Annotated in this window: 10 protein-coding genes and 1 pseudogene; 3 read left to right on the top strand and 8 right to left on the bottom strand. The window is 42.1% G+C overall.

Features of this window, described 5'->3' with window-relative positions:
- Positions 1–126 precede the first annotated feature (126 nt).
- A pseudogene (locus AC07E5_RS01635) lies at positions 127–381 on the bottom strand (MBL fold metallo-hydrolase); the annotation flags it as partial.
- Positions 382–590: 209 nt separating this feature from the next.
- Positions 591–1,826, bottom strand: a complete 1,236-nt coding sequence (locus AC07E5_RS01630) for a pyridoxal phosphate-dependent aminotransferase (RefSeq protein WP_004971448.1) — start codon at positions 1,824–1,826, stop codon at positions 591–593.
- Positions 1,827–1,979: 153 nt separating this feature from the next.
- Here AC07E5_RS01630 and msrB point away from each other — a divergent pair, with 153 nt between their 5' ends.
- Together msrB and AC07E5_RS01620 are read left to right on the top strand one after the other, a co-directional pair.
- A complete protein-coding gene (gene msrB, locus AC07E5_RS01625; protein WP_498624516.1) occupies positions 1,980–2,399 on the top strand; it encodes a peptide-methionine (R)-S-oxide reductase MsrB in 420 nt (139 codons plus the stop codon).
- On the top strand, positions 2,396–2,875 hold the full coding sequence (locus tag AC07E5_RS01620; RefSeq protein WP_096902294.1) for a glutathione peroxidase: 480 nt from the start codon (positions 2,396–2,398) through the stop codon (positions 2,873–2,875). Before msrB ends, AC07E5_RS01620 begins: the two co-directional genes overlap by 4 nt.
- 372 nt (positions 2,876–3,247) lie before the next feature.
- Here AC07E5_RS01620 and dapC read toward each other — a convergent pair whose 3' ends face one another.
- The 5 genes from dapC to AC07E5_RS01595 form a co-directional block, all read right to left on the bottom strand.
- A complete protein-coding gene (gene dapC, locus AC07E5_RS01615; protein WP_104851821.1) occupies positions 3,248–4,417 on the bottom strand; it encodes a succinyldiaminopimelate transaminase in 1,170 nt (389 codons plus the stop codon).
- A 20-nt stretch (positions 4,418–4,437) separates the two neighbouring features.
- Complete coding sequence (glnD, locus tag AC07E5_RS01610; protein WP_178865516.1) at positions 4,438–7,104, bottom strand: [protein-PII] uridylyltransferase; 2,667 nt, start codon at positions 7,102–7,104, stop codon at positions 4,438–4,440.
- A gap of 27 nt (positions 7,105–7,131) precedes the next feature.
- Complete coding sequence (purT, locus tag AC07E5_RS01605) at positions 7,132–8,349, bottom strand: formate-dependent phosphoribosylglycinamide formyltransferase (protein ID WP_498624515.1); 1,218 nt, start codon at positions 8,347–8,349, stop codon at positions 7,132–7,134.
- A gap of 181 nt (positions 8,350–8,530) precedes the next feature.
- On the bottom strand, positions 8,531–8,878 hold the full coding sequence (gene ygaH / locus AC07E5_RS01600) for an L-valine transporter subunit YgaH (protein WP_179989735.1): 348 nt from the start codon (positions 8,876–8,878) through the stop codon (positions 8,531–8,533).
- Positions 8,875–9,612 carry an AzlC family ABC transporter permease gene (locus AC07E5_RS01595; protein ID WP_179989883.1) on the bottom strand — a complete coding sequence of 246 codons (738 nt, stop codon included), beginning with the start codon at positions 9,610–9,612 and terminating at the stop codon, positions 8,875–8,877. The genes ygaH and AC07E5_RS01595 overlap by 4 nt, the downstream gene beginning before the upstream one ends.
- 119 nt (positions 9,613–9,731) lie before the next feature.
- Between AC07E5_RS01595 and AC07E5_RS01590 the strand changes: the two genes are divergently transcribed.
- On the top strand, positions 9,732–10,223 hold the full coding sequence (locus AC07E5_RS01590; protein WP_498624514.1) for a hypothetical protein: 492 nt from the start codon (positions 9,732–9,734) through the stop codon (positions 10,221–10,223).
- Between the two features lie 127 nt (positions 10,224–10,350).
- Here AC07E5_RS01590 and ychF read toward each other — a convergent pair whose 3' ends face one another.
- Positions 10,351–11,442, bottom strand: coding sequence for a redox-regulated ATPase YchF (gene ychF, locus AC07E5_RS01585; RefSeq protein WP_004971435.1), 1,092 nt, complete (start codon positions 11,440–11,442; stop codon positions 10,351–10,353).
- Positions 11,443–11,521: the final 79 nt, after the last annotated feature.

The following is an 11,521-nucleotide window of genomic DNA, read 5'->3' as shown; positions in this document are numbered from 1 at the left end:
AGTATTTGGATTGTCACTGCTTGCTCCAAAGTTAACATGTTGAGCAGTCCAAAATGACCGCTATATTAACCAAGGGGGTCAGTTTTTAAATGCCATTAGGGGGTCATTTTTACACTGCCGCTAACACAATTCTTCACGTGGCCCATAAACAGGTAAATTACGTTCTGCAATGAGTTCAGGTACACCACCAATATGGTCTTGATGCCAATGTGTCAACCAAATTTGCGCGATCTCTAAACCATGATTTTGGCAAAAACCTTCAACAGGTTTGGCATCAGTTGGGTCAACCACCACCACTTGTTTGCTGGCACAATGTTCAAGCAACCAAATATAGTTTTGTGATGGTTTCTGCGCATCAATAAGATGAACTTGGTAGTGCATGCTCAGTTCCTGAAACTTAATCGCTTGTGGCTATTACAGCATGCTTTTGCGGGCGTGTAAAAGTGTATCCCCAAGTGTCTGAGTATCGCTTTGCTATGTGACCACTTGATGATGAACAAGAGATGTAAAGATAAAATAGAAATAAAAATCAAATCCATAAAAAATGCCGTGATCAACACGGCATTTTAAAACAGAGATTCGGTTTGATCTTAGCGGATTTTTGCCAAGAAACGACCTAAACGTGTCATTGCTTCACGTAATTCATTTTCTGCAGGCAAGAACACGACACGGAAATGATCAGGCGTTGGCCAGTTAAAACCTGTACCTTGAACCAATAAAACTTTTTCTGCTTTGAGTAAATCGAGCATTAACTTTTCGTCATCTTCAATTGGATAGACGTTTGGATCAAGTTTCGGGAAGCAATACATTGCACCCTCAGGTTTGACACAAGACACGCCAGGAATGTCGTTCAGCATTTCCCATGCAATGTTACGTTGTTCGTATAAACGACCACCCGGACGAATCAAGTCATTGATAGACTGATAACCACCCAATGCTGTTTGAATCGCGTACTGCGCCTGATGGTTGGCACACAAGCGCATAGACGCCAACATGTCTAAACCTTCAATGTAGTCTGCAGCGCGTGATTTATCGCCTGTAATCGCCATCCAGCCTGAACGGAAGCCCGCAATGCGATACGATTTAGACAAGCCATTAAATGAGATACAGAGTTGATCACCCGCTAAAGCTGCAACCGCAACATGCTCAATGCCGTCATAAATAATTTTGTCGTAAATCTCATCGGCAAATAAAATTAAGTCATATTTTTTTGCCAATGCTACAATTTGTTCCAACACATGACGTGGATAAACCGCACCCGTTGGGTTATTCGGGTTAATAATGACAATACCGCGCGTATTTGGCGTGATTTTGCTTTCCATATCGGCAATGTCTGGATACCAAAAGTTTTCTTCATCACATTTGTAGTGAATAGCAGTACCGCCCGATAAATTCACTGCCGCAGTCCAAAGCGGGTAGTCAGGCATTGGTACCAGCATTTCATCGCCATCGTCCAACAAGCCTTGCATCGCCATAACAATCAGTTCAGACACGCCGTTGCCTATATACACATCATTGACATGCATATCGAAAATGCCTTTTTGCTGATAGTACTGACAAATCGCTTTACGCGCAGGGAAAATCCCTTTGGAGTCGGTATAACCAATCGCATTAGGCAAGTTCAATGCGACATCATTAATAATTTCCTGTGGCGCTTCAAAACCGAATGGGGCAGGGTTGCCAATATTCAGTTTAATAATTTTATGACCGGCCTCTTCCATTTCATTGGCCGCTCGTAACACAGGTCCGCGAATGTCGTAGCATACATGCTCAAGTTTTGATGATTTTTTTATTTCGCGCGGAGTCGTGTTACCTAGTACGGACATAGTTCCATCCAATGATTAGAAGATAAATAAATTATAGATTACTGAAATATCACAATCTATGCTGAAATTTAGCTAGATATTTTGCAAGGTCTAGCGTAAAAATGGAAGTACTGAAGCATGACACTGAATGTCAAAGATTTAAAGGAGTTAGTGATGGGAAAACTCAATAAAACAGACCGAGAATGGCAAAGAGAGTTATCACCAGAGGAATTTCGGATTACACGTCAAAAAGGCACGGAGCCTGCTTTTACGGGGAGATATTGGAATACTAAACAAGAGGGGATTTATACCTGTTGTTGTTGCGGTACAGCGCTATTCTCATCTGAAACAAAATATGACAGCGGTAGCGGTTGGCCAAGTTTCTATCGTCCAATCCAGCCTGGGGTGATTGAAGAACATCAGGATGGTTCGCACGGCATGCAGCGTACTGAGATTGTTTGTCATCATTGTGACGCACATTTAGGGCATGTTTTTGATGATGGTCCACAGCCAACAGGATTGCGCTATTGTGTCAATTCGGCTTCTTTAGAACTCAAAACACAAGAAAAAAATGATGAGGGAAATTATCCATGACCAACATTTATCAGTTTGAAGCTGAGTTGTTAGATGGACAAAATAAAGCCTTTAGCGATTATGAAGGGAAGGTTTTGTTGATTGTAAATACAGCCAGCAAGTGTGGTTTTACGCCTCAATTTGCGGGTTTGGAAAAGTTATACCAACAATATAAAGACCAAGGTCTTGAAGTTTTGGGCTTTCCGTGCAATCAGTTTGGTGGGCAAGATCCAGGTTCCAATGAGCAAATTGGGAGCTTCTGCCAAAAAAACTATGGTGTCAGTTTTCCAATGTTTAGCAAAATTGATGTGAAAGGGCCTGAAGCACATGCGATTTTCCGTTACCTGACCAATAACAGTAAAGGTATTTTGGGCAACGGAATTAAATGGAATTTCACCAAGTTTTTAATTGGCAAAGATGGCAAGGTGTTGAACCGTTTTGCTCCGACCACAAAACCTGAAGATTTGCAGGCGGAAATTGAAAAGGCTTTACGATAAAGGCTTGCGCTTGTGCAAATAATTTAGGGTCTGTTGACACTTCGTCTATATTTGCGACAACGCATATTTTTTAGCTGATATAAGGCATGAGACAGGAAATTTAGTCATTCTAAATAACTGACTCATAACGCAATAGCAGCAAAAAATATGCTTGTCCCCTTGCGCAGCAAACAAAGCAGTGCTTTGTTATTGCTCATGTGGCTAAAACTTTCTCAGATTGCGTCATGAAACTTGGCAATAGTCTCGCTATTACTTGCGTTTCATGCCTGATCTGCTCAGTTTTAGCCTACAGCGCAAGCCATTTATGAAATGTCAACAGACCCTGATTAAGGCGATCAGATGATCGCCTTAAATTTAGTTGAAATCATTAACTTATAAAATCGCTTTAAGACGTTGAATTACTTGTTCACATTGCGCCAAATCTGCAACCAAAGCTAAGCGAACATGGTTTTCACCCGGGTTACCTTGTGCGGTTTCACGAGATAAATACCGACCTGGCAGCACTTTAATATGGGCTTTTTCCATCAATATTTTGGCAAAATTTTCATCATGGTCGACTTTGAGCCAGTAATAAAAACCTGCATCTGGTTTTTTTAATGGCAGTAAATGCCCAAGTTCCGTTTGGAATAATTCAAACTTGGCGCGATATTGTTGACGATTATCTTCAACGTGCTGTTCATCATCCCAAGCTGCAATAGATGCCAATTGATGTTGTACAGGCATTGCCGCACCATGATAGGTACGATATTGCAAATAAGGTTTTAATAAGTTGGCATCGCCCGCAACAAAGCCTGAACGCATGCCGGGTAAGTTTGAGCGTTTAGACAAAGAATGGAATACGATGCAGTTTTTGTAGTCATCGCGTCCAAGTTCGGCACAGACTTCCAGTAAACCTGTAGGCGCTTGGTCAAACCATAATTCTGAATAACATTCATCAGATGCAATGACAAAATTATATTGATCTGACAGGGCAATCAGCTTTTTAAATTGTTCTTTTGAAAGGACAGCACCCGTTGGATTTCCCGGTGTACAGACAAATAATAAAGCAGTTTTTTCCCAGACTTTTGCAGGTACAGCATCAAAATCACCCAAGTAATTATTGTCTTCGGTGCAATTGATGAAATAGGGTTGAGCACCTGCCAATAAAGTTGCCCCTTCATAAATTTGATAAAACGGATTGGGCATCACTACATAAGGCGCATCTTCACGTCGAATCAAGGCTTGTACAAAGGAAAAAATCGCTTCACGTGTACCTGAAACGGGGAGTACTTGTGTGTCTGGGTTAACTTGCTTTAAATGAAAGCGTTGTGTCAGCCAATGGGCAATGCTGTGACGTAATTCAGGCAGACCTTTGCTGTTCGGATAAGTTGATAAATGCTGAAAATTATCAATAATGGCCTGTTTGACAAATTCAGGTGCAGGATGTTTAGGTTCGCCAATAGACAGTGGAATTAACGGCAAATTTGCAGGTTGTACGTCCTGAAATAGTTTGTTTAACTTTTCAAAAGGGTAAGGATGTAATAAGGACAAACTTGAGTTCATGGATGTTCCGTAAATTGAAGTTAATGTTGACCACAGACCTGATTAGAGGCCTCATCTAAAGCAGCTTTGAGCTGGATGGCAAAGGTATCTGCTTCAGACTTTGTCATTGGGTTGCCATCTTTTTTGGTGACGAAGAAAATATCTTCGGCACGTTCGCCCAGGGTGGCAATTTTGGCGGAGTGAATATCTAAGCCTTGCATCATAAACAAGCCGCCAATTTTGGCGAGTAACCCGGGATGATCTAGTGTGGCAATTTCGACCATGTTTTGATTCAGCGCTGCATTGAAAGTCACTTCTACTGTATTTTCAATGTCAAAATGACGTAATTGACGCGGAATGCGGCGTTGCATCAGACCCGGATATTTATCTGACTGGCTCAAGGCATTCACTAAAGCCTCAATCACCATTTCTTCACGTTCAGGGTCTGTTAAGAGTGTGCCAAAACGGTCTAAGACCACGTAAGTATCCAAACTAAAGGCTTTGGTCGCAGTAATAATTCGTGCATCCTGAACGTCAAGGTTCATGCGGTCTAAAATAGCGACAGTTGTGGCAAATAGGTTGGGTTGGTCTTGCGTGTAAATAAAGATTTGTACTGCGTCTTGTGCTGATTTTCGGTGCGCGCGCATGAGCACTAATGGTGCAGGATTATCGCCATGCTCCAAAATCGCGCGGGTATGCCATGCAATTTCATCGGCAGATTCTTTAATAAAGTATTCATCGCCCAGTTCTTGCCAGACTTTTTCAACAGCACTGAGTTCAAAATCTTTAACCAGTAACTCGCTTGCCGCAAATTTGGTGTCTTCAATCAGCATTTGATAATCGACGGGACGCCCAAGTCCTGAGCGAATGACATCACGCGCTTGCGTATAAAGTTGGCGCATTAAGGATGCACGCCATGAGTTCCAGAGTGTTGGATTAGTCGCATTAATATCAGCAACCGTTAAGGTATAGAGATAATCTAAATGCTCCATATCTCCCATTTTTTCGGCAAATTCCTTGACCACATCGGGGTCAGAAATATCTTTTTTCTGTGCTGTGACTGACATCAACAAGTGATTTTTGACTAACCATGCCACAAGGTTACATTCACGTTCAGTAAATCCGTGTTTACGGCAAAACTCAATCGCATCTACCGCACCAAGTTCACTGTGATCACCACGACGACCTTTAGCAATATCATGGAAAATCGCAGCCAAATAAATAATGTCACGACGGGCTAAACGCTGAAATACCGAACTGACCACAGGAAAATCTTTCGCGAATTCAGGTTCTTTGAAGCGGCTTAAATTGCGGAGTAATAGTAAAATGTGCGCATCGACTGTATAAATATGGAATAAGTCGTATTGCATTAAACCTGTAATTTGACCAAAAGCGGGGATGTAATTGCCTAATACACCTAAGCGTTTCATAGTCACCAAGGTATTATACAAGCGGTGCGGTGAGCGCAAAATTGCCATAAACAGCGCTTGATGCGTTGTATCATCACGGAAACTTTGATCAATACGCTTGGCTGCAAGTGTCAGCAGGCGCAGTGTTCGTGCGCGAATTCCTTCAATTTCAGGACGATTGGCCAATAAATAGAAAATTTCTAAAATTGCGCTTGGTTTTTCTGAGAAAATTTTGTGGTGCTGCACGGCAAGTTTGCCATCGACCAGTTTAAAATTTTCATTAATTTCTTCAATGTTACGTTCATAATTAGGCAAACGCGGGGTAATGACCGACTCATTAAAATAGGCCAGCAACATTTCATTTAAAGTGGAAACTTGCTGTGCAGAGCGATAATAACGCTTCATAAATTGTTCAATCGGGTAATTTTGCGGTTTACCTTCTTCTCGAACATAGCCAAAAGTTGCTGCAATATCTCGTTGATAATCAAACAATAAACGGTTTTCATCACGTTTGGTTAAACGGTGGAGATGATGACGAATTTCCCATAAAAAGCTTTCGGCTTCTTCGAGTACACCCAATTCAAACTCTGAAATAAAACCTAAATGCACTAAGTCGTAAATACGATTGACCCGAAAATGGCGTTTGGCAATCCAGCCAATTTGGTTGATGTCACGAATACCGCCCGGAGCATTTTTAATATCGGGTTCTAAATTACTTTCGGTGTCATTGTGCTGCGCATAACGCTTGCTTTGTTCCTCCATTTTGGCATCAAAAAAAGTTTTATCTGTCCAAGTTTGCGAAACAATACGACGCGGCCATTTGGCAAGCTGCTGATTTCCCGTAATTAAACGCGCTTCAATCAAGGCAGTCGCAACAGTTAAATCACTGGTTGCCTGAATCACACAGTCCTGAATAGTCCGCACGCTGGTGGCAGGTTTGAAATTGCCAACATCCCATAAAGATGAAATAAAGGTCGAAATAAGTTGTTCTTGTTCTGCTGTAATTGCATCTTCCGATAACACCATAATATCGACATCTGAATAGGGCAGCATTTCTTTGCGCCCATAGCCACCTACCGCAAATAGGCTTAAATCGGTTTTGTCTAATTCAGCATGTTGCCATAAGAAAGTGAGCGCTTCATCAATCAGGTTAGAACGCGCCAAAATCACTTCACGAATGGATTGTCCATTTTCAAAACATTGTTGTAGCTGATTTTCGACATCGGTGCGCCATTGGTTAATGGCCTGAATGTCATGGTTGCTTTTTACATAATTCAGCAAGGGTAATGTAATGATCATGGACAATTCCGTTATGCAATGACGAGCTTAATTTTGATTTTCGTTTAAATGAACACGAACAGTGTCCGCAGTCTGCTGAGCTAGCTCACGCGCTTGCTCTGTGGTTTCTGCTCGCGCAGTGGCAACGCCCATACGACGACGTTCAAAACCTTCAGGTTTGCCAAATAAACGTAAATCTGTATCGGGATGTGCTAATGCAAGATTCAGGCCAGAAAATGAAAGATTTGTTGCATCGACACCTGCATAAATCACTGCACTGGCTGCAACGCTATGGCGTGTGGTATTGACAGGTAAGCCTAAAATCGCGCGGGCATGTAATTCGAATTCACTTTGGAATTGTGAAGCCAATGTCACCAAACCTGTGTCGTGTGGACGTGGAGAGACTTCACTGAACCAGACTTTATCGCCTTTCACAAACAGCTCTACACCAAAAATACCGCAACCACCTAAGGCAGTAGTCACTTTGTGTGCAATTCGTTTGGCTTCAGTCAAGGCAGCATCACTCATGGCTTGAGGTTGCCAGCTTTCTACATAGTCGCCTGCATCTTGACGGTGACCAATTGGGTCGCAATATGAAGTTTCAATCGCACCAGTTTCTGGATTTTTAGCACGTACGGTTAATAAGGTAATTTCAAAATTGAAGTCAATTTGTGATTCAACAATCACAGTGCCTTGATTGACGCGTCCGCCAGTCTGGGCATATTCCCAAGCTGCATCAACTTCATCAAAGCAGGTGACACGCGATTGTCCCTTGCCTGAAGATGACATCACAGGCTTCACAAAGTTTGGATAACCAATGTCATCACATGCAGCGCGGAAAGATTCGAGTGAATTGGCAAAGCGATAAGCGGATGTCGGCAAACCTAATTCTTCCGCAGCTAAACGACGTATGCCTTCACGGTTCATGGTCAAATTTACCGCTTTGGCAGATGGAATCACTGTTGCAATATTTTGCGCTTCAATTTCAAGTAAAACTGATGTCGCAATCGCCTCAATTTCAGGCACAATTAAATTGGGTTTAATTTTTTCAATCAGTTGTTTTAATTCTGTGGCATCTGCCATGTTTAAAGTATAAGCATAATGTGCGACTTGCATGGCTGGCGCATGGTCGTAGCGATCGGCGGCATGTACTTCTACGCCTAAGCGTTGCAGTGAAATTACCACCTCTTTACCGAGTTCCCCTGAACCCAATAGCAAAACCTTGAAAGCAGAAGATTGAAGGGGAGTACCAATGGTCACGCTCATGTGAATCGTCCTTGCTAAAGTGGGCTTTTAGCATAGCAGAACTGTTCCATGAGTTAAGCCCTGTTTGCAATAAAATCATGATTTTGTCATCTCGTTGTATTGCATTCAGTGCTTTATAGTAATTAGGGCTGAATCCTGAAATAGCTCATTTGGGCGATCCAACCTCTAAATTTCAGCAACATTAGAACGAAAATGGCACATAGGTATAAATTAAACCATAGGTGATGGCTGCGGTAAGCGTGGCAGGGACGATTTTCTTAAACTTAAAATACAAACCTGTCAGCACTAAAAAGCCAATCAACATCGCAAAACTTTTATTGGGTGTTTCAAGCAAAGGTGGCAAGGTTGCAACCACAAGCATAGAGCTAATTGCAGCAATACCAATACTGCCTAAAGCGATTTTAAGCCATAAAGCACCACGTTGTTGCGAGCCTTGTTGAAACTTCTGAATCACAAAGAATGGCCCAAAACGTGAGGCGAAGTTTGCGATACCGACTATAATACCGACCAAAATAATTTCTAAACTCATGATTTTGATCCTGTATGTTCAGGGTCGGGTTGTTTTAAAACATAGTGTTTAAATAATCCCGCCAAAATACCTGAAGAAATCCCAATAAAAATTGCAGCAGATAAGTCAATAAAATAACAAGCTACGGCAGATACTAGAATGGTGATTCCCACGACAAAGGTGTGTTTCTTTTCAAATGCTGCCAATAAGAAGCTAAGGAATAAAGCGGGCAGTAAAAAGTCGAGCGCCGCTTGCAAAAACTGTGGCATTTTAGTGACTTGATCGGCAAATAATCCGCCTAACAAAGAGCCTAATGCCCAAGACAACCAACTAAATAAACTCAGTCCAAGCATCCATGATTCAGACCATTCCTGACGGCGCTGTGACAGTTTAATCATGCCTGAGGCAAAAACTTCATCGGTCAGACCCCATGACCAAATTGCAGTTTTTTTTAGGTTTAAACGATCTTGAATCAGGTTTTGTAAGGCCGGGCCGTAAAGTAAATGTCGAATATCCAAGGCGATTACCGTTAATGCGGTCATCCAGATTGAAGTTCCACTGCCCAATAAGGCAACGACTAAAAATTGACTCGCCCCTGCATACATCGAGCAAGATAAAAATAAGGCTTCCCATGCGCTAAAGCCGAATTGAGTTGCAGAAACACCAAAAGCAAAAGAAACAGGCAGATAGGTGAAAATAATCGCCTGACTATCTTTTGCACCTTGCCAAAAACTTGCTGCGGGCGCAGTTTGAATATTGTGTACGGACACGACACACCTTGTGGGAGAAAGTTGAACGATGGGTCAAATGAAGATTGTGTATTATACTTGAATTCATTAGCATGATGCCGAATTGTTTGTATGGGCGAACCGATATGTTGAAATTGAAAACACCTGTAATCCTGCTTGCTTCAATGTTATGCAGTAGCCTGTTATTGCAAGCGTGTAGCAATGACAACAACCCGCAAAAAACAGTAGAAATTAAGCCTGCTCCAAAACTCACCAATGATGCGACTGTGTATGCGCAAGCCGCGTGGGAATTAATGAATGAAGTTGAGCCGTACGTGTATCGTAAACAGCGTAACTTAATTGAAGATAAAGTCCGCAAACCTGCCCGTAAATTAAGTACCGACTGGCGTATTAATGTCAAAATGACCGACTCTGTAACGGAAGGGAAATATGCGCTGTGTCGTAAGGCTTTGACCAGTTTGGAAATTTGGGCACGTGCGACGATTGACAGTTCAAGCAGTCTTGCACAAAAACAAGTTGATTATGAACGGGATAAAAAACAATGTGCTGATGCTTTGGCGCATCCTGAATTGGGCAATACTGACCCGAAACAAAAGGGCAATGTGGTGCAGTCTTAATTGAGGTTGTTCTGCATTAATGTGATGCGGAATCGCCCATAAAAAAACCTCGATGTAAGCATCGAGGTTTTTTTATTGAATCAATGCTCGGCTGTAAGCATTGTTCTAAAACTAAACATAAAAACAATTAAACATTAAAACGGAAGTGTAAAACATCACCGTCTTGTACGATATAAGTTTTACCTTCCAAGCGCCATTTACCTGCTTCTTTTGCACCTGCTTCGCCGTTGTATTGTACGAAATCCTCATAAGCAATACATTCTGCGCGGATAAAGCCTTTTTCAAAGTCAGTGTGAATTACGCCTGCTGCTTGTGGTGCAGTTGCACCTACTTTCACTGTCCACGCGCGGACTTCTTGTACGCCTGCAGTAAAGTAAGTTTGCAGACCTAACAGCGCATAACCTGCACGAATCACTACGTTCAGCCCTGGTTCTTCCATACCAAGAGCTTCTAGGAATTCTGCACGGTCTTCATCTTCAAGTAATGAAATTTCGGCTTCAATTTGGTTGCATAAAGGCACCACAATCGCATTTTCTTCTGCAGCAAGTTTTTTGACTGCATCTAAGTGCGGGTTGTTTTCAAAGCCATCTTCTGCCACGTTCGCAATATACATGGTTGGTTTTAAGGTTAATAAACCAAAACCACGAACCAATTTGCGTTCATCGTCATCTAAATTGGCTGCACGTGCAGGCTTGCCATCATCCAGTAAAGGTTGGATTTTTTCTAAAACGGCTTTGGTCGCTACGGCTTCTTTATCGCCACCTTTGGCAGATTTTGCTAAGCGTGTAATGGCTTTGCTCACCGTTTCTAAATCGGCCAACGCAAGTTCGGTATTGATGGTTGCAATGTCATCTAATGGGTCAATTTTACCATTTACGTGAATGACGTTTTCATCTTCAAAGCAACGAACTACATGCGCAATCGCATCGGTTTCACGAATGTTGGCAAGGAATTGGTTACCTAAACCTTCACCTTTAGATGCACCTGCAACCAAACCTGCAATATCCACAAATTCCATCGTGGTTGGTAATACACGTTGCGGATTTACGATTTCCGCCAATTTGTCCAAACGTGAATCTGGCACAGGTACAATGCCTGTATTTGGCTCAATGGTACAGAACGGGAAGTTTTCCGCTGCAATTGCAGCTTTGGTTAAAGCATTAAAAAGCGTAGATTTACCAACGTTTGGCAGGCCCACAATACCACAATTAAAACCCATGAATAACTCACAACGTGTTATTTAAAAATTAGGCACGATTTTACATGAAAGGGCAGATAAAGTCAGGTCATCGGACAGA

This window comes from Acinetobacter seohaensis (assembly GCF_056431365.1).
Note: the sequence above shows the minus strand (reverse complement) of the source record. Positions and strands in the feature narration are given on the sequence as shown.

What these genes read in the sequence shown, in the direction of transcription:
- AC07E5_RS01630 (WP_004971448.1), bottom strand. Translation starts at nt 1,826, where the DNA reads ATGTCCGTACTAGGTAACACGACTCCGCGCGAAATAAAAAAATCATCA.
- msrB (WP_498624516.1), top strand. Translation starts at nt 1,980, where the DNA reads ATGGGAAAACTCAATAAAACAGACCGAGAATGGCAAAGAGAGTTATCA.
- AC07E5_RS01620 (WP_096902294.1), top strand. Translation starts at nt 2,396, where the DNA reads ATGACCAACATTTATCAGTTTGAAGCTGAGTTGTTAGATGGACAAAAT.
- dapC (WP_104851821.1), bottom strand. Translation starts at nt 4,417, where the DNA reads ATGAACTCAAGTTTGTCCTTATTACATCCTTACCCTTTTGAAAAGTTA.
- glnD (WP_178865516.1), bottom strand. Translation starts at nt 7,104, where the DNA reads ATGATCATTACATTACCCTTGCTGAATTATGTAAAAAGCAACCATGAC.
- purT (WP_498624515.1), bottom strand. Translation starts at nt 8,349, where the DNA reads ATGAGCGTGACCATTGGTACTCCCCTTCAATCTTCTGCTTTCAAGGTT.
- ygaH (WP_179989735.1), bottom strand. Translation starts at nt 8,878, where the DNA reads ATGAGTTTAGAAATTATTTTGGTCGGTATTATAGTCGGTATCGCAAAC.
- AC07E5_RS01590 (WP_498624514.1), top strand. Translation starts at nt 9,732, where the DNA reads ATGTTGAAATTGAAAACACCTGTAATCCTGCTTGCTTCAATGTTATGC.
- ychF (WP_004971435.1), bottom strand. Translation starts at nt 11,442, where the DNA reads ATGGGTTTTAATTGTGGTATTGTGGGCCTGCCAAACGTTGGTAAATCT.